Here is a 23,394-nt window from a genome sequence, read left to right as displayed (position 1 = left end):
CGCTTCCCGCCTGGATGACGAAGAGGGAGGGGATAGATGACTAAAAAAATACTGATTGCCGATGACGAGCAGAACATCGTCATTTCCTTGGAATTCCTGATGAAGCGCGAAGGCTTCACCGTGTGCATCGCCAGCGACGGGCAGGAAGCACTCGATCTGGTGCGCAGAGAAGCGCCAGATCTGGTGCTGCTCGACGTGATGATGCCGCGCAAGAACGGCTACGAGGTGTGCCAGGAAATCCGTGCCGAGCCTGCGCTGCAGGGGACACGTATCCTGATGCTGACCGCAAAGGGGCGCGAGACCGAGGTGGCCAAAGGGCTGGCGATGGGCGCCGATGCCTATATGACCAAGCCGTTCTCCACGCGGGAACTGGTGGCCAAGGTCAAGGCCTTGCTGGAGCTCCCGGCTTGAGCCCCGTCGAAGGGACAAGGCGCGTCGTTCGGGAGGTTTCATCGTGAGTGTCAAATCCAGGCAGGGGCTGGCGATCCTGGCCGCCTGCGCATTGGTCGTGGGCGTTCTTGCGGTGACCGGCGTTGCCCTGTGGCGCGATCTCGCACCCGCCGAGCGTGAAGTGCTGGAGCCCATCCTCAACCCCCGCATCGGCCTGCTGATCATGATCGGACTGGTGGGGGCCGGGGCCGCCGCTGCGCTGATGAAGTCCTTCGCAGAGGAGGCCTTCATGGCGCCGGCCAAGCTGGCCGACGAAGTCGGGTTGATCGTCGGCACCGATCCAGCCCGCCGGGTCAAGCCGATGGGTTCGCCGGAGCTGCAGCGCATCGCTGAGTCGGTCAATCAACTGGCGGACCAGCGGCGTAGCCTGCAGGAGGACGTGGAGGTGCGCATCGTCGAGGCCCGTCGCTCTGTGGAGGAGGAGCGCAACCGGCTGGCGGCGCTGATGTCCGAGCTCAACCAGAGCGTCGTCGTCTGCAATCTCGACGGCCGCATCCTGCTCTACAACAACCGTGCCCGCCTGCAGTTCAAGGCCATGTCGGACACCCCGACGGCGGCGGGGGGCGGGGAGATCATCGGGCTCGGTCGCTCGATCTACATGGTTTTCGAGCGCAGCCTGATCGCCCATGCCCTTGAAAGCGTGCAGGAGCGCATCCGCCAGCGCAGCGCCCAGCCGGTGGCGAATTTCGTGACCACCACCCGTGCCGGCCAGCTGCTGCGCGTGCAGATGGCGCCGGTGCTGGGCAGCGGGGAGGCGGAGGGCGAGCCGACCGTTTCAGGCTTCGTGCTGATGCTCGACAACATCACGCGCAACTTCGAGGTGGAAACCCGCCGTGACCAGATGCTGCATACCCTCACCGAGGGCAGCCGCTCGGCGCTGGCCAACCTGCGGGCAGCGGCGGAGATGCTGGAATACCCGGACCTCGACGCCGAACTGAAGGACCGCTTCCTGAAAGTGATCCGCGACGAGGTGCAGGGCATGAGCACGCGCCTTGACGAGACGGCCAATGCCTTTGCCGACTCCCTCAAGACCCGCTGGCCCCTCGACGAGATGCTGGGCGCCGACCTGATCGCTGCGGCTCAGCGGCGTATCGAGAAGAAGCTGGGGCTGCCTACCAAGCTGGAGGATGTGGACGCGCAGGTGTGGGTAAAGGTGGACAGCTTCTCGCTGCTTCAGGCCATCGGCTACCTGGCCAGCCGCCTGTCCGACGAGTTCGAGGTGCGCGAGGTGCGGTTCCGCCTCAGTGCCGCTGGGCGCCTGGCTCACCTGGACCTGATCTGGTCTGGCCAGGCGATGAGCACCGAGACGGTGATGGCCTGGGAACTGGAGCCCATGACCTTCGCCGGCGAGAACTCGCCGTTGACGGTACGCGACGTGATTGAGCGCCACGACGGCGAGATCTGGCTGCAGCGGGAGAAGACCCAGCACCGCGCCTTCTTCCGCCTGCTGCTGCCATCGGCGATCCCCCAGGAACAACTCGAGGCTGCGGCCTACCTGAAGGGCGACAGCCGGCCCGAATACTACGATTTCGACCTTTTCAAGCAGACGCCGGCGAGCCACGAGCTGGACGACTGCCCGTTGTCGGAACTGACCTTCACGGTCTTCGATACGGAAACCACCGGGCTCAATCCCTCTGAAGGCGATGAGATCATCCAGATCGGCGCGACCCGCATCGTCAATGGCAAGCTGCGCAAGTCGGAATCCTTCGACCAGTTGGTGGACCCGCAGCGTGAATTGCCGGAGGCGTTGACCAGGATTCACGGCATCACGCCGGACATGCTTGCTGGCCAGCCAACGATGGGCAAGGTGCTGCCGGCTTTTCACGCTTTTGCGGAAGACACCGTGTTGGTGGCCCACAACGCGGCCTTCGACATGCGCTTCCTGCAACTGAAGGAGGCGAGCACTGGCATCCGCTTTGCGCAGCCGGTGCTCGATACGCTGCTGCTGTCGGCTGTGCTGCATCCATCCCAGGAGTCCCACCGCCTCGAAGCGATCAGCGAGCGAATGGGAGTCAGCGTGATGGGGCGGCACACCGCACTGGGGGACGCGATCGTCACCGGCGAGGTGTTTCTGCGCATGATCCCGCTGCTGGCGGAAATGGGCATCAGGACGCTCGGCGAGGCTCGCCGTGCGTCCGAGAAGACCTATTACGCGCGGGTCAGGTACTGAGGCCATGGAAATGTCCGGGGCTGTAACGGGCGTGCGTACCGACAGCCTGGGGGCTCTCTTGCGCCGTGTGCCGGTGGCCGTCTCGCCTGAAACCAGTGTCCGGGATGCCCTCGGCCGCATGTGCGTGGCGCGCGTCGGCACGGTGGTGGTGACCGATCCGCTGCGCAGCCTGCCGCTGGGCATCCTGACCCAGCGCGATGCGCTGCAGCGGGTGGCGCTGCCGGCCGGTAACCTCGACGAAGCGGTGGCTGGCGTCATGACTGGTGGCGTGGTTGCGCTGCCGCTCGACGCCAGCGTGCATCAGGCCCGCCTGACCCTCGCGCGCCATGGCCTGCGGCACCTGGTGGTGGTGGATGACGAGGGGCGTTTTGCAGGTGTGCTGTGCAGCGGCGACCTCTATGCGCGCGGGCGGCGGGTAACCGATGACCTGATCGAGACGATCCACGCTGTCGATGGCCCCGAGGCCCTCGCGGCGGCAGCGCAGCGCTTGCGCGCGGAGGCCGCAGGGCGCGTGGATACGGGTGAGGGAGCACAGCAGTTGGGGGAGTGGATCTCCATCCTCAACGATCTGATCGTGCAGAAGGCCATCGAGCTGACCGAAGGCGAGTTCGAACTGCCGCTTGTGCGCTGGTGCTGGCTGGGTTTCGGTTCGGAAGGGCGGCTCGAGCAGACCCTGGCCACGGACCAGGACAATGGTCTGGTCTTCCTGCCGGGAGGGCGGGACGACACCGATGCGCTACGTGCCCGTTTCCTGCCGTTTGCGCAGCGCATCAATGGGCTGCTCGATGCCTGCGGCTATCCTCTGTGCCGTGGCGGGATCATGGCCGGTAACCCGCGCTGGTGCCTGTCCGTGGATGAATGGCGAGGACAGTTCGCCGAATGGATGTGCGCGGCCAGCCCGGAGAGCCTGCTCAACGGCACGATCTTCTTCGATCTGCGCGCGCTGGCCGGCGACGCCGCGCTGGCGTCCGGCCTGATGCGCTGGCTGCTGGACAGTGCATCAGACAACGGGCTGTTCCTGCGCCATATGGCCGCCGATGCGCTGCGCAGCGGGCTTCCGCTGGGTCGGGTGCGTGATTTCGTCGTCGATCGCCGTAGCGGCCTGCTTGACCTGAAGCGCGACGGCAGCCGGCCCTTCGTCGATGCGGCGCGCATCCTTGCCTTGTCGCTGGGGATTGGCGATACCTCGACGGTCGGGCGCCTGCGCGCAACGGGGGCCGCGCTGGGCTGGGCTCCGCGCGACGTGGAAGCCTTCGTGGAGGCCTTCGATTTCATCCAGCTGTTGCGTCTGCGCCGCCAGCGGGCGGCAACCCACCCGCCGAACCAGGTGGCGCCGGCCGAGCTTAACGAGATGGAGCGGGCCCGCCTGAAAGAATCCTTCCGCCAGGGGCGCCGCCTGCAGCAGTTGCTTGCGCTGCGCTACCAACTATGAGTCATACGGCCGGACGCTATACTCGGGCCTTGTCCGGGCCCGCCAGTCAGACGCCGTCGCCGCACAGGGGAGTGATGCATGAGTGATATCGACGCGAGAAGGCAGGCCTACTGGAGGGCCACGCTGCGCCTCACCGGCGCCTTGCTGCTGCTGTGGGCCGCGGTCAGTTTCCTACCGGCCTGGTTTGCTGGAGAGCTGAATACCGTCGACTTCATGGGTTGGCCACTCGGTTTCTACATGGCCGCCCAGGGAGCGTTGCTCATATTCCTGGCGATCGTCTGGGTCTATGCGAACTGGATGGATCGGCTCGATCGCCGGTTCGGTGTGCGCGACGATCGCTGAGGCCCCTGCCGGATGACTTCCCTTGCCGCGTTCTCCCGCCGTCTGCGCCGTTATTACCTGCTCTATTCCCTCGGTTTCGTGGCCTTCGTCGGCTTGCTGGCGGTGGGGGAGCGTTTCGGGCTGACACCCCACTGGATCGGACAGATCTTCCTGTTCGCGACGATCGCCATCTACGCGTCGATCGGCGTGATGAGCCGCACCTCAGACGTGTCTGAATACTATGTCGCCGGCCGGCGCGTTCCGGCAGTGTTCAACGGCATGGCTACCGCGGCGGACTGGATGAGCGCCGCGTCCTTCATCGGCCTGGCCGGCACCCTGTATTACGCCGGTTTCGAGGGTCTGGCCTTCGTGATCGGATGGACCGGCGGCTATGTGCTGGTGGCGATCCTGCTGGCGCCATACCTGCGCAAGTTCGGCCAGTTCACCATCCCGGACTTCCTCGGTGCACGCTATGAAGGGCACTTCGCGCGGGTTGTCGGTGTGTTTGCCGGCGTGCTGGCCAGTTTCGTGTATGTCGTCGCGCAGATCTACGGCGTCGGCCTGATCACCAGCCGCTTCATCGGCATCGAGTTCGAGATCGGCGTGTTCGTCGGCCTGGCCGGCGTGCTGGTGTGCTCCTTCCTCGGGGGCATGAAGGCGGTGACCTGGACTCAGGTCGCCCAGTACGTGATCCTGATCGTCGCCTATCTGGTGCCGGTGACCATCTTGTCCTACAAGATCACCGGCGTGCCGGTGCCTCAGGCAGTGTATGGCCGGGTGCTGCAGGAGCTGGGCGTGAAGGAGCTCGAACTGTTTTCCGAGCCGCGGGAGAACGCCGTACATGCCCAGTACCGGGCACGGGCCGACGAGTACGCGCGGAAGATCGCCGATCTGCCCGAGTCCCTGGCAGCCGAGCGCATCACGCAAGTCCAGCGCGTGAATGAGCTGCGCATCACCGGTGCGTCGGCGCGGGAGATCGCCGCCGCCGAGCGCGCTTTGCGGGATCTGCCGCACTCGCCCGACGAGGCGCGTCTGAAGTGGGAGAAAGTCCGCCAGGACAGCCTTGCGAGATCCGTCAATCCGGTGGCCCATGCGGAGGCCTTTCCCGGCAACGATGCACAAAGCAAGGCAAGTGCGCGCAACAATTTTCTTGCGCTGGCTTTTGTGCTGATGGTGGGTACGGCGGCGCTGCCCCACATCCTGACCCGCTACTACACCACGCCGACAGTTCGCGAGGCGCGCCACTCAGTGTTCTGGTCGCTGTTCTTCATCTCCCTGCTGTACCTGACTGCACCGGCCTACGCGGTCCTGGCGAAGTGGGAGGTGTACAGCAATCTGGTCGGCTCCAGCATCGCGACGCTGCCCCATTGGGTGGCATCGTGGGCGCGCACGGGTCTGGTGCGGGTGGAGGACATCAACGGCGACGGCATCCTGCAACTGGCAGAGTTGTCCATCAACAGCGATGCGATCCTGCTGCTGGTGCCCGAGATCGCCGGCCTGCCTTACGTGGTGTCGGGCCTGGTGGCGGCGGGTGGACTCGCTGCGGCGCTGTCCACCGCGGACGGGCTGCTGCTGACCATCTCCCACGCCCTGTCCCACGATCTGTACTACCAGATGATCAATCCCCACGCGTCCACCCAGCGCCGCCTGGTGATCACCAAATCGCAGCTGCTGGTGGTGGCGGTGGTTGCTGCATGGGTGGCGTCGATGCGGCCGGACAGCATCCTGTTCATGGTCGGCCTGGCCTTCTCGATTGCCGCGTCGGCCTTTTTCCCGGCGCTGGTGCTCGGCATCTTCTGGAAGCGGGCCAACAAGTGGGGAGCGGTGGCCGGTATGGTGGCCGGTTTGGGCGTCACGCTGTTCTACATCGCGCGGACCCATACCTTTTTCGGCGGCAGCATGGAGGCGGCCTGGTTCGACATCAATCCGATCTCCTGCGGCGTCTTCGGCGTGCCGGTGGGCTTCATTGTCACCGCCGTCGTCAGCCTGCTGACCCCGCCTCCATCGGCCGAGGTGCAGGCTCTGGTGGACTTTGTGCGACAGCCGGACGGGGAGGGCCAATCGAGATGATTTCAAAAAAAGCTTTGACTTTTTTTAAATCTAATATATAGTGCCGCCTCCACTTAGGAGAGGTGGATGAGCGGTTTAAGTCGCACGCCTGGAAAGCGTGTTCAGGGTAATACCCTGACGCGGGTTCGAATCCCGCCCTCTCCGCCAAATTCAGAAAACGCCCCGGAAGGGGCGTTTTTGCTATGTACCGACCGAAGAGGCTTCCGTCCATGCTGAGCGTCCGTGCGATCCTTCGAGCTTTACTGCTGTGTGTGTTCATATCGGGAACGGCGGTGCCGGCGTTCGCCAATGAACACGGTGGAGGAGAAGGGGGGGGCGGTGAGTTCGTGCCGCTGGAGGTGATCACCACCAATCTGGCGCCGGATCCGGGCGGGGAAAGCCATTTCATCCAGATCGCGATCACCCTCCGCCTCAGCGACCCGGCGATGGGGTCGATCATCACCGCTTACATGCCGATCATCCGCCACAAGATCCTGCTGCTGCTCGGTTCCCATTCAGGGGCGGAGTTGAAGACGACCGAGGCTCGCGAAGACCTTGTCGAAGAGGTCAAGGATGCCGTCAATTCCACCATCGGCACTCCGGGCAGGATCGACAAGCAGGGGCGCCGCAAGCCGGCCGAGGGGCCGGTCAAGCACGCGCTGTTCACATCCTTCATCGTCCAGTAAGACGGCTCAGGTCGTCTCTTCCCGGTAGCGCTCCGCGGTATCGAGGAAGGCCGCTAGGATCGGCGACTGGTCGTCCTTGCGGTAAATGCAGCTGAGGTCCACATAGAAGTTCGGCGGTGTGTCGGCCAACTGCCGGTAGATCACGCCGGGAAACTGCAGCGTGGTTGCCGAGTCCGGCACCAGGCACACGCCGAAGCCGCCGGCCACCAGCGCCACGCCGGTAACCGCATCGCCCACCTCCTGGGAGATCAGCGGCTGGAAGCCGCTGTCGGTGCACAGGCCGATCACCTTGTCGATGAAGCTCGGCCGCGCGCCGGTAGGGAACAGCACCATCGGGTGATCCTGCAGTTCGGCGAAGTGGATCACCGGTTGGGCGGCCAGTGGATGTTCGGCCGGAACGGCCAGCAGCAGGGTTTCGGTGGTGACCTGCTTGATCTCCAGGTCGGCCAGCGGGGCCAGCATGCGGTTGAAGCCTACCGAGATGCGGCGCTGGCGCAGGGCCTCGATCTGCTCGGCCTTGGTCATCGTGTGCAGCACCACCTTCACGTCCGGATAGCGGTTGCGGAAAGCCAGCAGCAGCTTCGGGATCGCATCCAGGATCGCCGATCCGAAGATCCCCACGTCCAGCCGCCCGAGCTTGCCCTGGCCGGCACGCTGGGTTCGCTCGGTGGCTTGCTCCACCAGCGCACGGATGTTGCGCGCCTCCTCCAGGAACAGTTCCCCCGCCTGGGTCAGTTCCATGCCGCGTGGCGTGCGGGTGAATAGCGTGACGCCCAGTTCCTCCTCCAGTTGCTGGATCTGGCGCGTCAGCGGTGGTTGCGAGATGTGCAGCCGCGCCGCCGCCCGCCCGATGTTCTCCTCCTCGGCAACGGCGACGAAGTAGCGCAGGTGACGTAGATCCACGTTTCGATTCCCCCTTGTCATGTAGCGGCCAGCCTGTCCTTTTGATGATACCTGTAGGGTATTGAGAAGGGGAAATAATGGTATTGGACGGTAATCCTCCCGCTCGATAACTTGCGCACCAACCCGCTGCGATTCAGGCCCGCGCCCTTCGCCACCAGACGGGCAAGCAGACGCAAGACACATCACGCATGAGGAGGAAGACATGAACAAGCGTCCTTTCCGGACCGCCGATGCGGCCCCGTTTCGCCTGCGCCAAGCCAGGCTGCACCTCGCCACGGCGCTGGCGCTCACCTTGCTGGGCAGCGGTGGGGCGGAAGCGGTCACCTTCGACACGGGCAACCCCGATGTGGCCCTGACCTGGGACAACACCGTCAAGTACAGCACCGCCTTCCGCGTGCGCAATGCCAACTCCTCGGTGGCCGACAATTCCATCGGCCCCCAGGCCAACACCAACGACGGTGACCTCAATTTCGGCAAAGGACTGATCTCCAACCGCCTCGACCTGCTGTCCGAACTGGAGATGCGTTACAAGAAGGACTTCGGCTTCCGTCTCAGCGGCGCGGCCTGGTATGACGACGTCTACAACCGCGGCAACGACAATCCTGGCGCGCTCGGTGGGGCACTGGTCAATTCCCGCTCCGTCCGCTACGACGAGTTCACCCGTGGCACTGAGCAGCTGCACGGCCGCAAGGCCGAGCTGATGGACGCCTTCGGCTACATCAACTTCGCGCCCGGCGACATGAACGTCAATGTGAAGGGCGGCCGCTTCACGCAGCTCTACGGCGAGAGTCTGTTCTTCGGCAACAACGGCATTGCAGGCGCGCAGACACCCCTCGACCTGATCAAGGCCCTGTCGGTTCCTAACTCCCAGTTCAAGGAAATTGCTCGTCCGGTCGGACAGCTGTCCACCCAGGTTCAGCTCAGTCCGACCGTGTCGATCGGCGCCTACTACCAGCTCGAATGGCGCAAGACGCGCCTGCCGGCGGCGGGCAGCTACTTCAGCTTCGCCGACTTCGTGGACGTGGGTGGCGAATCCCTGATCCTCGGCCCCGGCGCGGTGCTCTACCGCAGCCAGGACATCGAGCCGCGCAACTCCGGCCAGGGCGGTTTCCAGATCAAGTTCAAATCGGGCGACGCGGAGTACGGCTTCTATGCGGCTCAGTTCCACGACAAGATGCCCCAGTTCTACGCGCGCCCCGGCGTCAATGTGCGCGCTGGCAGCGTCGGTGATTACGTGATGGTCTTCGGCGAGAACATCCGCACCGTCGGCGCCAGCGTCAGCACCCTGGTCGGTGAGACCAACGTGGCGGCCGAGCTGTCCTTCCGCGACAACATGCCGCTGGTGGCCTCCGGCAACGCCGTCATCACCGGCGCCGACTCCAACGGCAAGAGCCGCGCGGCTTATCCGGTCGGCAAGACGATGCACCTCAACATGTCGGCGATCAGCGTGTTCGGCGCCAGCGCCCTGTGGGAAGGCGCGTCCTTCCTTGGCGAGCTGGCCTACAACCGGCGCCTGTCGATCAGCGACAACGCCGACCAGCTCGACCCGCTCGCTACCAAGGACGCCAGCGCGCTGCAGTTCATCTTCCAGCCCGAGTACTTCCAGGTGGTGCCCGGCGTCGACCTGCAGGTACCGATCGGCATGAGCTATGGCATCAGTGGCCGCTCGTCGGTGAATGGCGCGCTGTTCCCGTCCGAGCACGGCGGCAACGTCAGCATCGGTGTCAAGGCCGACTACCAGAAGACCTGGCAGGGCAGCCTCAACTACACCCACTACATCGGATCTGCCGGCTCGGTGGTGCGTTACGGCACCGCGGTGCCCGAGCTGTCCTACCAGAACTTCCATGGCGACCGCGACTTCGTGTCTCTGTCGATCCAGCGCAGCTTCTGATTCGCTTCAAGCAACGAGGAGACAAACATGAACCAGACCAAGATTCTTGCCACCGCGCTGGTGGCCCTGCTGGCTGGCGGCCAGGCTGCCCACGCCGCGGTGAGCGCCGACGAAGCTGCCAAGCTGAAGAGCACGCTGACCCCGCTGGGCGGCGAGAAGGCCGCCAACAAGGACGGCAGCATCCCTGCGTGGAATGGCGGCATCACCAAGCCGTTGCCGGGCAAGAAGCTGGGCGTGATCCCGACCCAGATCTTCACCGACGAAAAGCCGCTCTTCCAGGTCACCGCCAAAAACGCCGGCCAGTACGCCGACCTGCTGTCCGACGGCACCAAGGCGCTGCTCGCCAAGTACCCCGAAAGCTTCCGCGTCGACGTCTATCCGTCCCACCGCACCGCCGCTGCACCGCAGGAGGTGTACGACAACGTCTTCAAGAATGCCACCCGCTGCAAGACCAAGGACGGCGGCTATTCCCTCGAAGGCTGCATCGGCGGTACGCCCTTCCCGATTCCGAAGGAGGGCGTGGAGGTGATGTGGAATTACCTGATGCGCCTCGAAGCCGAGTCCATCGAGTACCGCTTCAAGAACATCGTCGGCAACGCCGACGGCAGCAAGACCCTGGCGACCCGCAACGAGATCGCCTTCCAGTACCCGCAGTACTACAAGGACGCCACGCCGGAGAGCTGGTCCGGCGAGTACGCGATGTTCCGCTTCAACACCCTGGAGCCGCCGTTCAAGGCCGGCGAGTCGCTGGTCATCCGCGACAGCATCGACATGAAGCAGTCCCGCCAGGCCTGGCAGTACCTGGTCGGCCAGCGCCGCGTGCGCCGCGCGCCGACGGTGTCCTACGATACACCGGACTTCGTGGCCTCCGGCGCCAACTACTTCGACGAGGTGCAGGGCTTCTTCGGCGCCCTCGACCGCTTCCAGTGGAAGCTGATCGGCAAGAAGGAGCTGTTGATTCCGTATAACGACAACGGTTTCATCGGCACCAAGCTGGACGACGCGATCGGCAAGCACCATCTCAACCCGGACCACGTGCGCTGGGAAAAGCACCGCGTGTGGGTGGTCGAGGCCACCGTCGCACCGGGCAAGCGCCATGCGGTGCCCAAGCGTCGCTATTACCTGGACGAGGACACCTGGCTGATCGCGCTGGCTGACGGCTTCGACGCCGAGGGCAAGCTGTGGCGCACCACCCAGGTCACCCCCTTCGTGGTGCCGGCGCTGCCGGGCACGATGATGAAGACCGCCACCGTCTTCAACCTGCAGGCGGGAACGATGAGCGTGATCCAGGCGCTCAACGACGAAGACTTCAAGATCGTGCCGCGCAAGAAGGAAACCTACTTCACCGGCGACGCGGTGGCGGCCGAAGCGGCCCGCTGAGTTCTCCCTCCCCAGGAAGGCCGGCCTGGCGCGCAATCCGTGCCGGGTCCGGCCGACCCCGGTTCTTCCCTTGGTTTCCCGGCGGCCTGCCGTGGCCGGTGTCGCGAACACCGGTACCGCGCGGCGGTGCCGCGGAACAGGTGTTCAAGATGCGATCCTCTTTCTCCGGTCGTCGGTCGTTGCGCCTCGCCGCGACCATTTCCTTGCTCGCGTTGCTGACGCCGGCCGCTGATGCGGCTGACAGCCGTGCGGTGCCGGACCTGCTGGTGCAACCGGCCCAGCTCAATGCGCGTGCCGCCCATTCGTTGCAGCTCTCCGTCGGCCGGGCCGGCAAGCGCCTGGTGTCGGTTGGCGAACGAGGTCTGGTGCTGCTGTCCGACGACGACGGGCGCAGCTGGCGGCAGGCCAAGGGCGTGCCGGTCAGCGTGGCGCTGACGGCAGTGCATTTCGTATCCGACAAGCTCGGCTGGGCGGTCGGCCACAGCGGTGTGGTGCTCAATAGCGCGGACGGCGGCGAGACATGGCAGCGCCAGCTCGACGGCCGCCAGGCGGCGCTGATCGTCGCCGAGAACGCCCGCGCGCAGCTCGCTACCGGCGGCGAAGGGGCGGCCCGTCATCTGCGCGAAGCCGAAGGCCTGCTGCAGGACGGGCCGGACAAGCCCTTCCTCGGCGTGTTTTTCACCGATGCGCAGCACGGCTGGATCGTCGGTGCCTACGGCCTGGCGCTGACCACCGCTGACGGCGGCAAAAGCTGGCAGTCCCTGATGACGCGCATCCCCAATCCGGGCGGCAAGCATCTCTACGCGGTCGGCCAGGACGCCGGCGGCGTGCTGATCGCCGGCGAGCAGGGCGTGCTGTTCCGCTCCACCGACGGTGGCACCAGCTTCCAGCGCCTGCAGACGCCGTACGCCGGCACCTTCTTCGGCGCGCTGGGCCTCGGCGGGCAGAGCCTGCTGGCCTACGGCCTGCGCGGCAACGTGTGGCGCGGCGACGGGGCCAACTGGGCGCAGGTCGAACTGGCCCAGCCCGTCACGCTGACCGCCGGCCTGAAACTGGCCGATGGTTCCGTGTTGCTGGCCGACGAAAGCGGCCGCCTGCTGCGTGGCGACGCGGCGGCAAGTCGCTTCACGCCGCTGGCTACCTCCCTGCCCACCGGCCTCACCGGCATGGTCCAGGCCGCCGACGGCGCCCTCGTCGTTTCCGGCACCCGCGGCCTGAGCCGCGTGGAGCCTGCCACCCTCACTGCGGAAGCAAAGAAATGAGTCACGCCCACGATATTCCGGACGGCGTGGTGATCCGCGACCTCACGGCCTTCGATCCCCGCTCCGGCTCCCTGCCCGAACGCCTGCTGTTCAACAACAGGCTCGTTATCGTCGTCCTCTGCGCGCTGGTCAGCGTCTTCCTCGGCTACAAGGCCTTCGGCCTGTCGCTGAACGCGGCCTTCGAGAAGATGATCCCGACGAAGCACCCCTACATCGTCAACTTCCTCGAAAACCGCAGCCAGCTGGCCGGCATGGGCAACAGCCTACGCATCGCGGTGGAGGCCAAGGAGGGCACGATCTTCGATGCCGAGTACCTGGACACGGTGAAGAAGATCTCCGACGAGCTGTTCCTGCTGCCCGGCGTCGACCGCCCCTACATGAAGTCCCTGTGGGCGCCGTCGGTGCGATGGACCGGCGTCACCGAAGATGGTCTCGACGGCGGCCCGGTGGTGCCCGACGACTATGACGGCTCTGCCGAGAGCCTGGCCCAGGTGCGCCTCAACGTCGAGCGCTCCGGCGAGGTCGGCCAGCTGGTGGCGGCCAACTACAAATCGAGCATCGTGCTGGTGCCGCTGCAGGACAAGGTCGCCGAGACCGGCGCGCGCATCGACTACCACGAGCTGTCCCAGCGCATCGAGGCGCTGCGCGCCAAGTACGAGTCGGACAAGATCGCCATCCACGTGACCGGCTTCGCCAAGGTGGTCGGCGACCTGATCGAAGGCCTGCAGCAGGTGCTGCTGTTCTTCGCCGCCGCCATCGCCATCTGCACCGCCGTGCTCTACTGGTACACCCGCTGCCTGCGCAGCACGCTGCTGGTGGTGCTGTGCTCGATGATCGCGGTGGTGTGGCTGCTCGGCCTGCTGCCGACCCTCGGCTACGAGCTGGACCCCTACTCGGTGCTGGTGCCCTTCCTGGTTTTTGCCATCGGCATGAGCCACGGCGCCCAGAAGATGAACGGCATCATGCAGGACGTGGGTCGCGGCACCCACAAGCTGGTGGCCGCCCGCTACACCTTCCGCCGCCTGTTCCTGGCCGGCATGACGGCGCTCTTGGCCGACGCGGTGGGCTTCGCGGTGCTGATGGTGATCGACATCCAGGTCATCCAGGATCTGGCCATCACCGCCAGCATCGGCGTGGCGGTGCTGATCTTCACCAACCTGGTGCTGCTGCCGATCCTGCTGTCCTACACCGGGGTCAGCCCGGAGGCCGCCCGTCGCAGCCTGCAGGCGGAGATCGCCGAGGCCGGCGACACCGCGCACCGCAAGCACCCGTTCTGGGCCTTCCTCGACCTCTTTACCCAGCGCAAGTGGGCGACCATCGCCGTGCTGGCCGGCACCGCGATGGGCCTCGCCGGCCTGGTGGTGAGCTTCCAGTTGAAGATCGGTGACACCGACCCAGGCGCGCCGGAGCTGCGCGCGGACTCCCGCTACAACCGGGACAACGCCTACATGGTGGCCAACTACGCGGCCAGCAGCGACGTGTACATCGTGATGGTGAAGACGCCGCAATATGCCTGCGCCCACTACGACACGCTGACCGCCGTCGATGCGCTGGAGCGCGAGCTGCAGCAGCTGCCCGGCGTCGAGGCCACCAGCTCGCTGGCCGGCCTGGCCAAGGTTGCCAACGCTGGCATGAACGAAGGCAGCCTGAAGTGGTTCGAGATTCCCCGCTCCCAGGACAATCTCAACGCCATCATCACCCGCGCCCCGCGCGAGATGTTCAACCAGAACTGCGACCTGCTGACCGTGTACGCCTACCTCAAGGACCACAAGGCCGACACCCTCACCAGCGTGGTGAAGGTGGTCGAGGACTTCGCCGGGCGGCATGCCACCGACGATCTGCGCATCCTCAACGCCGCAGGCAACGCCGGCATCGAGGCGGCCACCAATATCGTCGTCAAGAAGGCCAACGTGGAGATGCTCGGCCTGGTCTATCTGGCGGTGGTGGTGCTGGCCTTCATCACCTTCCGCTCCTGGCGGGCGGTGATCTGCGCGGTGCTGCCGCTGATGCTGACCTCGGTGCTGTGCGAGGCGCTGATGGTGGCGCTCAACATCGGCGTGAAGGTTGCGACATTGCCGGTGATCGCCCTCGGCGTCGGCATCGGCGTGGATTACGCGCTGTACATCATGACCGTCACGCTGGCCCGCCTGAAGGGGGGCATGAGCTTGTCGGAAGCCTATTACAAGGCCCTCACCTTCACCGGCAAGGTGGTGGTGCTGACCGGCATCACGCTGGGCATCGCCGTCGCCACCTGGGCCTGGTCGCCGATCAAGTTCCAGGCCGACATGGGCATCCTGCTGGCCTTCATGTTCATCTGGAACATGCTCGGAGCGCTGATCCTGCTGCCGGCGCTGGGGCACTTCCTGCTGCGCCAGAAAAAGGCCGTGGTCGTCTAGGAGAACTGTCATGTACACGCATCTACTCGTACCCCTGGACGGTTCGGCACTGTCCTCCAGCCTGGTGACTCAGGCCGTCGATTTCGCCCGTGCGCTGAAGGCGCGGATCACTTTCTTCACCGCCCGCGAGGACGTGGGCGGCAGCGGCGACGGGGCGCTGCTGCGCACCCTGGCGCCAGAGGACTTTGCCGCCACGGTAGCCGGCGAGGCCAACGCGATCCTGGCCAAGGCCCTGGTGGCCGCGCGGGCCGTCGGACTGGACTGCGCGGCGCTGGCCCGCTGCGGCGCACGGCCCTACGAACTGATCCTGTCCGTCGCCGCGGAGTGCGGCTGCGACCTGATCTTCATGGCCTCCCATGGTCATCGCGGATTGCGCGGCCTGGTGCTCGGCTCCCAGACCCAGAAGGTGCTGGCTCACAGCAGCTTGCCGGTGCTGGTGGCCAGCATCGAGAGTAACGTCGCCAACGATGTGGCCCGCGCGGCCATCGACATCATCAAGGACGAGCACCGCGCCATTGCCGCCGTCGTCAATGGCCTGCGCCTTCAGGCTGCGCGCCTGAAGGCTGACACGGCCGAAGCGCCGGATCTGGATTTCGTCGCGGCGCTGCTGCATTACATCCGCGCCTTTCCGGACGTGCTGCATCACCCGAAGGAAGAGCGTCATCTGTTCCGCCGGCTGGCCCAGCGTGACGGCGAGCTGGATGCGCTGATTGCCACGCTGGAGCAGGAGCACCGGGACGGTGGCGCCCAGCTGGCGGCGATCGACGCGCTGCTGGTGGAGGTTCGCCAGGACGCCGCGCGACAGGGCGAGCTGGCCGCGGCGATCGAGCGCTTTGCCGACGCCCAGTGGCAGCACATCAGCACGGAAGAGAAGCTGATCCTGCCGGCGGCGCGTCGCCTTCTCGGTGACGAGGACTGGCGCGCTATCGAAGACGCCTTCCGGCAGAACGGCGACTGCCGCGTCGGCGGCGAGCAGGACCTGGCCTTCCGGCAGCTGTTCGTGCGCTTGATGAACGACGAGGCGGGCGGCGTGACGGCTTGAAGAGCCGCGAGGCGCATTCCTGCTGAGTGAGTGCCGGTGATCCTGCGGGGGCGTGCCTACACGTCGGCCCCCGCAGCTGTCATTCCCATCCGCCGTTCTAAGGAAGGTATTCCATGACGACTGAGATTCTCGTTTCCGGGATCGGCCTGATCCTGGTGCTGGCCACCTGCGGGTTGGTGTTCGTGCTGGCGCACCGCCCGCTGCGCCAGGTGCAGCGGCAACTGGACGACATCCGTGGCCTGCTCGACGACCCGAGCGCGTCGGCCAGCGCCGCCGACTCGGTGAGCCGCCTCGAAGGGCTGCTGCAGCAGAAGGTTGCCGCCGCCCGCCGCATGGGCGAGCTGGCCCGCAACCTGATGGTGTCCTCCGGCACGCTGGTGTCGTCCTTCACCGACGTGGTGCAGACCGCCGACCAGCAGTCGGAACTGGCGATTGCCGCCTCGTCGGCGGTCGATGGCATGGCGGCCGGCATCGGTGCGGTGTCGGCGGAGGCCGGGCAACTGCTCGGCATCGCCGCCGACGCCCATGCGCGGGCCTCGTCCGGCGGCGGCCGGGTGGCCGAGATGTCGGACAGCGTGCGCGAACTGGCCGGCGTGGTTGGGGCGGTGGGGCAGGAATTCGCCGGTGTGCACGCGCACATCGAGCAGATCGGCAAGATCGTGCAGATCATCCAGGGCATCGCCAGCCAGACCAACCTGTTGGCCCTCAATGCGGCCATCGAGGCGGCGCGGGCCGGCGAGCAGGGGCGCGGCTTCGCGGTGGTGGCCGACGAGGTGCGCAAACTCGCCGAGCGCACCAGCGAGGCGACGGTCAGCGTTGGCGAGATCATCGCCGCCATTGAGAGCGGCAGCGACGGGCTCAACGTGCTGCTCAGCCGTGTGAAGGCCCAGGCCGGCGCCAGCGCCGACAGTACCGGCGAGGCGGCCCAGACCCTGGCGGCGATCGCCGACGGGGCCAGCCAGACGATGGCGGCGGTGGAGAACATCGTCAGCCGGGCCAACGGCGAAGCCGCCTCCGGCGGCCGCCTGGTGGACGAGATGGGCGGCGTGGCGGGCCTGGCGCGAGCCCTGGACGAGCGGGTCAATGGCTGCGATGAGGGCTTGCGCCAGCTGATGACGGGGCTTGTGGAACTGAACGGCCTCAGCGTGGCCCTCGACGTGCGCCGCGACGCGCTGGTGGCGCTGCTCGACGCCATCGAGGAGACGCGTACCAACAGCATCCTGGTGGTCAATTCCCGCAACCGCGAGCAGGCGCTGCCGCACGTGGAGCGCATCGAGGCGCTGGACGGGGTCGTGGATGCGCAGCTGGCGCAGATCGAGCGCAGCGTGCAGGACGCGGCCGGGCGGCAGGCGGTGCAGGGTTTCAAGGGCTGCCTGCAGGATTACCGCCGCGTCCGCAGCGGCATGCTGGAGCGGGCCCGCGCCGGCGATCTGGCGTGGATCCGCACGCAAGGTATCGAACGGGTACGCCCGGCGTACCGGGCGCTGAAGGACGCCTACGGGGCTTTGGCCGCCGGTCGCAGCGCCAGTATCGCCTAGTCGGAGAAGTGGCAGAGTACAGTACACCCACGAACGGCACGTCCGATGCCGCGGAGAGGGGAATGACGAAAACCAGACTGATCGAGCAGTTCAACCTGCGCTCGCGCCTGCGCTTCAACCTCGAGCAGGGAGAAATCTGGCTCGACGAGAACCGCATGCTGCTGTTCCACGCCCGCGCGATGGGTGCGCTGCGCCGGGAGCTGTTCGACTCCCTTGGCGTCGAGCGGGCCCGAGGCCTGCTGATCCGCATGGGATTTGCGTCGGGCCAGCAGGACGCCGAGCTGGCCAAGAAGCTGTTTGGCAGCGGCGACCCCGATGACGTCTTCCGCATCGGCCCCGAACTGCACGCCTTCGAAGGCTTGGTGCGGGCCAACATCGTGCAATCCGACCTCGACTGGGAGCGCGGCAGCTTTGCCGGCGAGGTGGACTGGGAGAATTCCTGGGAGGCCGATTCCCACCTGCAGCAATTCGGCATCGGCGAGGACCCGGCTTGCTGGACGCTGGTCGGCTATGCGTCCGGCTACGTCACGCAGTTCTTCAACCGCCTGATCGTCTTCCGCGAAACCAGCTGTATCGCCCGCGGCGACGCCCATTGCCACATTGTCGGCAAGCCGGCCGAGGAGTGGGGCGATGACGCTTACCTGGACTACTTCAAGCCCGATAACCTGCAGGGCCAGCTGGAGGAGATGCGTGAGGAGATCAGTCGCCTGCGCAAGACGCTCTGTGCGTCCCGCTCCGCCGGCAACTTGATCGGCGCGTCGTCGGGCTTCAAGGCAGCTTTCGATCTGGTCAGCAAGGCGGCGGCCAGCCCCATCACCGTGCTGCTGCTCGGCGAGACCGGCGTCGGCAAGGAGATGTTCGCGCGGTGGATCCACGATCATGGCAGCCGCTCCGACAAGCCCTTCGTGGCTGTCAACTGTGCGGCGATCCCCCACGACCTGCTGGAGTCCGAGCTGTTCGGCGTGCAGAAGGGCGCCTACACCGGCGCCCAGGCCTCGCGACCGGGGCGTTTCGAGCGGGCCCACGGCGGTACGCTGTTCCTCGACGAGGTCGGCGACCTGCCGCTGGCGGCCCAGGTCAAGTTGCTGCGGGTGCTGCAGACCGGCGAGGTGGAGCGTCTCGGCGACGAACAGGTGCGCAAGGTGGACGTACGCCTGGTGACGGCCACCAACGTGGACCTGCAGCAGGCCATCGCCGCCGGGCGCTTTCGTGCCGACCTGTATTACCGGCTGGCGACCTACCCGGTGCTGATTCCGCCGCTGCGCGAACGGCGCAGCGACATCCCGCTGCTGGCGGCGGCGCTGGTGGAGAAGTACGAGGCGTCCTACCACAAGAAGCTGCAGGGCATCAGCGACCGGGCCATGCAGGCGCTGATGGGCTACCAGTGGCCGGGCAATGTGCGCGAGTTGCAGAACCTCATCGAGCGCGGCGTGCTGCTGGCCCCCAGCGGCGGGCTCATCGAGATCGAGCACCTGTTCGCTGGCGGCGCGCCGACGAATGCGCCTGGGGCGGAGGTGGACCGGGCCGGGGTGGTCGGCAACGAGCGCGACGATAGTCGCAACCGCCTGTACGAGGCGATTCTCAACGAAGGCTTCGACCTGGAGCGACACGAGGCCAAGTTGCTGGAGCTGGCGGTGCAGCGCGCCAATGGCAACCTCACCCACGCCGCGCGCCTGCTTGGCATCACGCGGCGTCAGTTGGCCTACAGGTTGCGTCAGGGGGCGGTGGCGACAGAAGGCTGACGCGTCCGGGGCAGATCAACCCGCGACGGGCTGCGGGGCTGGCATGGCCGTTACCGACTCGGTTGGGGAGTGGATCACCACCCGGTTGCGGCCGCTGGTCTTGGCCTTGTAGAGCGCTTGGTCGGCGACGCGGAGCAGGGTCTCCGGATCGGTGCCATGGGCTGGGAAGAGCGCCACGCCGATCGAAAGGCTCAGTGTGCCCGGCAGATCGTCACGGACCTGGCCCAAGTCGGAAAAGCCCTGCCGCCATTGCTCGGCCCGCTCATGGGCGGCCGATTCCGGCAGGCCGGGCAGCAGCATCACGAACTCCTCGCCGCCGAAGCGGCAGGCCACGTCCTGCTGACGTGCTTCGCGGGCCAGCAACTGGCCGAGCTCCTGCAGCACCAGATCGCCGACCTGGTGTCCATGTCCGTCATTCACCAGCTTGAAATGGTCCACGTCGATCAGCATCAGGCACAGGGGCTGGCCCTCGCGTGTGCAGCGGGCCAGCTCGCGCTCGAAGGTGTCGATCAGGTAGCGCCGGTTGAACAGGCCGGTGAGGGCGTCCCGGTTGGCCTGTTCATGCAGGCTACGCTGTAGCACGAGGTTCTCGGCCAGTTGCTGCTGCAGCGAGTCGTTGGCCTGGCGCAGCTCCTGTTCCCGCTGCTTGAGGTTCTCGCGCACGGTGCGCAGCAGCAACGCCCGCGTGTGGGCGATCCTGCCGATGCCCAGCAGGTACCAGCTGAGGCCGAACACGCAGAGGCCGGTGATCCAGGGATTGTCCTCCGGGATGAGCTGGAAGCCGCTAATCCCCACGCCAAGCAAGGTGCCCAGGCCAAAGGCACCGAGGGCCAGGAAGATGCCGCGGTAGCCCTGGCTGATGGCGTTGTTGATCGCCGTACTGATGAGTAACGTGAAGGTGATCCACAGTGGAAAGCCAGTCGCGGAAACCCAGATTGCGACCAGGAAGCAGTCAAGAACCAGATTCTGCAGTTCCGCCCGTTGGGAGTTTTCCGCATGGCAGGCGCGTCGGTAAATCAGGTGCGGATAGACGAGGAACTGCAGCGCCAGCAGTAGCCACACCCACGTCGCATACCCCTTGCCGACCAGATGTAGGGAGAGGAACGCGAAGGCATTGACGAAGGAGACCGAGCGCATGACCCAGTGCGCTCGGACGATCCAGTGGGGGTGGCGAGAGGCGGTCGGGGGCGGTGGCATCGCGCGATTATCCCTGTTGCCTTATGCCAATGTGCGTGTACGTCATGTCAATTTGCATGCTGATGTGACAAAGAACCGGAATGGACCGCAATTAGGGCTTGCCGTTTGCGCCGGAATTTTCATTTTTTCGCATGCTGCAGTGCAGCTTGACGCTTTTGTCGGGCAAAAAATCCCCATCGACAAAAGCGTCAGGCGCCCAAAAAGGGCAGTAGCGCCGTTTTTCATGAGAGGCCTTAATAATCAGATGTTTAGCGGAATGGCACGACACCTGCATTAGATGAGTTAAGCGCGGCATAAATGAAGTTGATCAAAGCCGCCGATTGACGAAAACGTCGATACACATCTGGAGGAGTCATGGCCCACACCGTCCGCATCGAAGACGCAAATGTCCGCTACGCCTGCGCACCGCAGGAATCCCTGCTTTCCGGCCTCCACCGGCTTGGCCTGCGTGGCATTCCGGTGGGCTGCCGCGGCGGCGGCTGCGGCGTCTGCAAGGTCGAGATCACCGAAGGCGAGTTCAGCACCCGTACGATGAGCCGGGACCACGTCTCCGACGACGACCTGGCCCATCGCCGGCTGCTGGCCTGCCGGGTGTACCCCTCCAGCGACCTTTCCCTGAAGGTGATCGGCAAGCTGCAGAAGAAGGTCTGCACGCCCGCCGCCGATCGCCCGCTTCCCTGAAACACCGTTCGATACATCCATATAAGAGGAGACGAGATATGGCGCTTACCGGCGTTCTTCGCCCTGGCCATGCCCAGGTTCGCGTGCTGGATCTGGAAGAAAGCGTGCGCTTTTACCGTGACGTGCTGGGCCTGGTGGAAACCGGCCGCGACGCCCAGGGGCGGGTCTATTTCAAGTGCTGGGACGAGCGGGACCACAACAGTTACGTGATCCGCGAGGCGGACCGGGCCGGCATCGATTTCTTCGGCTTCCGTGTGCTCGACAAGGCGACCCTCGACAAATTTGACGCCGACCTGCGCGCTTATGGCCTCGCCACCGAGCGCATCCCTGCCGGCGAGATGCTGGAGACCGGCGAGCGAGTGCGTTTCACGCTGCCGTCCGGCCATGTGATGGAGCTGTTTGCCGACAAGACCAAGGTCGGTAACGGCATTCCCCTCGTCAATCCGGCCCCGTGGTGCAAGGCCCGTGACCACGGCATCGCGCCGGTGCGCCTCGACCACGCACTGCTCTACGGGCCCAACGTGGCGGAAGTGCAGAAGATCTTCACCGAGGTGCTCGGTTTCTACCTCGTCGAACGGGTCCTGACGCCGGACGGCAACGCCAACGCGGCAATCTGGCTGTCCTGCGGGCAGAAGGTGCACGACATCGCCTTCGCCGAGTACCCGGAGCCCGGCAAGTTGCACCATTGTTCCTTCCTGATGGAGAGCTGGGACCAGGTGCTGCGCGCCGGCGACATCATGTCGATGAACCAGGTGGCGGTAGACATCGGCCCGACCCGCCACGGCGTGACCCGCGGCTGCACGATCTACGCCTGGGACCCGTCCGGCAACCGTTTCGAGACCTTTATGGGCGGTCACCTGCCGTACCCGGACTACGAAACGATGACCTGGACCTTCGACAACTTCGGCCAGGGCCTCGACTACCCGCAGCGCAAGCTGCACGAGACCTTCCTGTCCGTCGTCAGCTGAGCGCCGGCCATGACGAGCATCCACCCGCCGCTGGACACCGCACGGCGCTTTGTGCGCCTCAGCGGCGAACGTCCCAACGGCTTCGTCGAATTCGAGTTCGCTATCGGCGAGCCGGAGATCTTCGTCGAGATGATCCTCGGCCGCGAGGCCTTCGCCGAATTCTGTTCCGCCAACCGGGTGGAGATGCTGCCGCCGCGCGACCCGGACGCCCCGGCGGACGACTGGGACTGGCGTCTCGCCGACGCCACCCACACCCGCTTCAGATAAACCGAATACCCGGAGACACATAACATGCAGATCGACCTCCGCACGGTCGCCATCCAGCCCCAGCGCCAGGCCTTCGACCACCTGGTGCGCCGCTTCGGCGACAAGCCGGCCTCCCGCTACCAGGAAGGCAGCTACGACATCCAGGCTGCCGAGAACCTCCACTACAAGCCCACCTGGGCACCGGAGAAGGAACTGTACGACGCCAGCCTGACCCGCATCGTGATGCAGGACTGGTACGCGCTGAAGGACCCGCGCCAGTTCTACTACAGCACCTACACGCTGACCCGTGCGCGCCAGCAGGAGACCGCCGAGGCCAATTTCGCCTTCGTCGAATCGCGCGGCCTGGCCGACATGCTGTCCGACGAACTGCGCGACGTCGCCCTCAAGGTGCTGGTGCCGCTGCGTCACGCCGCCTGGGGAGCCAACCAGCACAACACCTTCATCTGTGGCTACGGCTACGGTACCGCCTTCACCCAGCCCTGCATGTACCACGCGATGGACAACCTGGGCATCGCCCAGTACCTGTCCCGCCTGGGCCTGCTGCTCGGCGACACAGAGGCGCTGGAGGCGGGCAAGCAGGCCTGGCTGGACGATGCCGCGTGGCAGCCGCTGCGTCGCTACGTCGAAGACTGCCTGGTGCTGCGCGACCCGTTCGAGCTGTTCGTCGCCCAGAACGTGGCCCTCGACGGCCTGCTCTACCCGCTGGTGTACGAGCGCATCGTCGATGAGCACCTGTCGGTGCGCGGGGCCTCGGCGGTGGCGATGCTGACCCAGTTCATGAGCGACTGGTTCGACGAGACCCGCAAGTGGGTCGATGCGGTGCTCAAGGTGGCGGCCGCCGAGTCGGAGCACAACCGTGACGTGCTGCAGGACTGGACCCGCAGCTGGAGCGCCCGCGCCGCCTCGGCGATGGTGCCCATCGTCGAGCTGGCCCTTGGTGCCGAGGCCGACGAGGCGGTCGGCCAGCAGCTCACCGCGCTCACCGCGCGCATCCAGAAAACCGGCATTCCCCTCTGAGA

At 65.9% G+C, this 23,394-nt stretch carries 20 protein-coding genes and 1 tRNA gene; 19 read left to right on the top strand and 2 right to left on the bottom strand.

The window, feature by feature from the left end:
* Window positions 1–36 precede the first annotated feature (36 nt).
* The 7 genes from AC1PPK_RS00225 to AC1PPK_RS00195 all read left to right on the top strand — a co-directional run bounded on the left by AC1PPK_RS00225 (window position 37) and on the right by AC1PPK_RS00195 (window position 7,108).
* Window positions 37–411: a response regulator transcription factor gene (locus AC1PPK_RS00225; protein ID WP_481115839.1), complete on the top strand. Its 375-nt coding sequence runs from the start codon at window positions 37–39 to the stop codon at window positions 409–411.
* Between the two features lie 43 nt (window positions 412–454).
* Entirely contained in the window at window positions 455–2,620 is a 2,166-nt protein-coding gene (locus tag AC1PPK_RS00220; RefSeq protein WP_481115838.1) for a 3'-5' exonuclease, read from the top strand.
* A 4-nt stretch (window positions 2,621–2,624) separates the two neighbouring features.
* A complete protein-coding gene (locus AC1PPK_RS00215) occupies window positions 2,625–4,052 on the top strand; it encodes a DUF294 nucleotidyltransferase-like domain-containing protein (protein WP_481115837.1) in 1,428 nt (475 codons plus the stop codon).
* A 78-nt stretch (window positions 4,053–4,130) separates the two neighbouring features.
* A complete protein-coding gene (locus tag AC1PPK_RS00210) occupies window positions 4,131–4,394 on the top strand; it encodes a DUF4212 domain-containing protein (protein ID WP_481115836.1) in 264 nt (87 codons plus the stop codon).
* Window positions 4,395–4,406: 12 nt separating this feature from the next.
* Window positions 4,407–6,443: a sodium:solute symporter family protein gene (locus AC1PPK_RS00205; protein ID WP_481115835.1), complete on the top strand. Its 2,037-nt coding sequence runs from the start codon at window positions 4,407–4,409 to the stop codon at window positions 6,441–6,443.
* Between the two features lie 56 nt (window positions 6,444–6,499).
* Window positions 6,500–6,590: transfer RNA gene (locus tag AC1PPK_RS00200), tRNA-Ser, on the top strand.
* 62 nt (window positions 6,591–6,652) lie between these two features.
* Window positions 6,653–7,108: a flagellar basal body-associated FliL family protein gene (locus tag AC1PPK_RS00195; RefSeq protein WP_481115834.1), complete on the top strand. Its 456-nt coding sequence runs from the start codon at window positions 6,653–6,655 to the stop codon at window positions 7,106–7,108.
* 6 nt (window positions 7,109–7,114) lie between these two features.
* On the opposite strand, the gene AC1PPK_RS00190 is transcribed toward AC1PPK_RS00195, so the two are convergent.
* Window positions 7,115–8,011: a LysR family transcriptional regulator gene (locus tag AC1PPK_RS00190; protein WP_481115833.1), complete on the bottom strand. Its 897-nt coding sequence runs from the start codon at window positions 8,009–8,011 to the stop codon at window positions 7,115–7,117.
* Between the two features lie 202 nt (window positions 8,012–8,213).
* Here AC1PPK_RS00190 and AC1PPK_RS00185 point away from each other — a divergent pair, with 202 nt between their 5' ends.
* The 7 genes from AC1PPK_RS00185 to AC1PPK_RS00155 all read left to right on the top strand — a co-directional run bounded on the left by AC1PPK_RS00185 (window position 8,214) and on the right by AC1PPK_RS00155 (window position 19,262).
* Entirely contained in the window at window positions 8,214–9,902 is a 1,689-nt protein-coding gene (locus tag AC1PPK_RS00185; RefSeq protein WP_481115832.1) for a DUF1302 domain-containing protein, read from the top strand.
* 27 nt (window positions 9,903–9,929) lie between these two features.
* Window positions 9,930–11,282 carry a DUF1329 domain-containing protein gene (locus tag AC1PPK_RS00180; protein WP_481115831.1) on the top strand — a complete coding sequence of 451 codons (1,353 nt, stop codon included), beginning with the start codon at window positions 9,930–9,932 and terminating at the stop codon, window positions 11,280–11,282.
* 149 nt (window positions 11,283–11,431) lie between these two features.
* Window positions 11,432–12,544 (top strand): WD40/YVTN/BNR-like repeat-containing protein, encoded by a 1,113-nt coding sequence (locus AC1PPK_RS00175; protein WP_481115830.1) that lies wholly within the window; start codon window positions 11,432–11,434, stop codon window positions 12,542–12,544.
* A complete protein-coding gene (locus AC1PPK_RS00170; RefSeq protein ID WP_481115829.1) occupies window positions 12,541–14,940 on the top strand; it encodes an efflux RND transporter permease subunit in 2,400 nt (799 codons plus the stop codon). The genes AC1PPK_RS00175 and AC1PPK_RS00170 overlap by 4 nt, the downstream gene beginning before the upstream one ends.
* A 10-nt stretch (window positions 14,941–14,950) precedes the next feature.
* A complete protein-coding gene (locus AC1PPK_RS00165) occupies window positions 14,951–15,982 on the top strand; it encodes a universal stress protein (protein ID WP_481115828.1) in 1,032 nt (343 codons plus the stop codon).
* Between the two features lie 113 nt (window positions 15,983–16,095).
* Window positions 16,096–17,520, top strand: coding sequence for a methyl-accepting chemotaxis protein (locus AC1PPK_RS00160; RefSeq protein WP_481115827.1), 1,425 nt, complete (start codon window positions 16,096–16,098; stop codon window positions 17,518–17,520).
* Between the two features lie 62 nt (window positions 17,521–17,582).
* Window positions 17,583–19,262: a sigma 54-interacting transcriptional regulator gene (locus tag AC1PPK_RS00155; protein WP_481115826.1), complete on the top strand. Its 1,680-nt coding sequence runs from the start codon at window positions 17,583–17,585 to the stop codon at window positions 19,260–19,262.
* Between the two features lie 15 nt (window positions 19,263–19,277).
* On the opposite strand, the gene AC1PPK_RS00150 is transcribed toward AC1PPK_RS00155, so the two are convergent.
* A complete protein-coding gene (locus AC1PPK_RS00150) occupies window positions 19,278–20,399 on the bottom strand; it encodes a sensor domain-containing diguanylate cyclase (RefSeq protein ID WP_481115825.1) in 1,122 nt (373 codons plus the stop codon).
* Between AC1PPK_RS00150 and AC1PPK_RS00145 the strand changes: the two genes are divergently transcribed.
* The 5 genes from AC1PPK_RS00145 to AC1PPK_RS00125 all read left to right on the top strand — a co-directional run bounded on the left by AC1PPK_RS00145 (window position 20,398) and on the right by AC1PPK_RS00125 (window position 23,392).
* Window positions 20,398–20,736: a hypothetical protein gene (locus AC1PPK_RS00145; protein WP_481115824.1), complete on the top strand. Its 339-nt coding sequence runs from the start codon at window positions 20,398–20,400 to the stop codon at window positions 20,734–20,736. The two genes, AC1PPK_RS00150 and AC1PPK_RS00145, sit on opposite strands and share 2 nt — an antisense overlap.
* A gap of 77 nt (window positions 20,737–20,813) precedes the next feature.
* On the top strand, window positions 20,814–21,140 hold the full coding sequence (locus tag AC1PPK_RS00140) for a 2Fe-2S iron-sulfur cluster-binding protein (protein ID WP_481115823.1): 327 nt from the start codon (window positions 20,814–20,816) through the stop codon (window positions 21,138–21,140).
* Window positions 21,141–21,178: 38 nt separating this feature from the next.
* Window positions 21,179–22,108: a catechol 2,3-dioxygenase gene (locus tag AC1PPK_RS00135; RefSeq protein WP_481115822.1), complete on the top strand. Its 930-nt coding sequence runs from the start codon at window positions 21,179–21,181 to the stop codon at window positions 22,106–22,108.
* Between the two features lie 9 nt (window positions 22,109–22,117).
* Complete coding sequence (locus AC1PPK_RS00130; protein ID WP_481115821.1) at window positions 22,118–22,375, top strand: phenol hydroxylase subunit; 258 nt, start codon at window positions 22,118–22,120, stop codon at window positions 22,373–22,375.
* A gap of 24 nt (window positions 22,376–22,399) precedes the next feature.
* The gene (locus tag AC1PPK_RS00125; protein ID WP_481115820.1) at window positions 22,400–23,392 is read left to right on the top strand and encodes an aromatic/alkene monooxygenase hydroxylase subunit beta; all 993 of its coding nucleotides are present in this window, start codon (window positions 22,400–22,402) and stop codon (window positions 23,390–23,392) included.
* Window positions 23,393–23,394 lie beyond the last annotated feature (2 nt).

The sequence above is a fragment of the Zoogloea sp. JDB1 genome (assembly GCF_056724025.1).
Note: the sequence above shows the minus strand (reverse complement) of the source record. Positions and strands in the feature narration are given on the sequence as shown.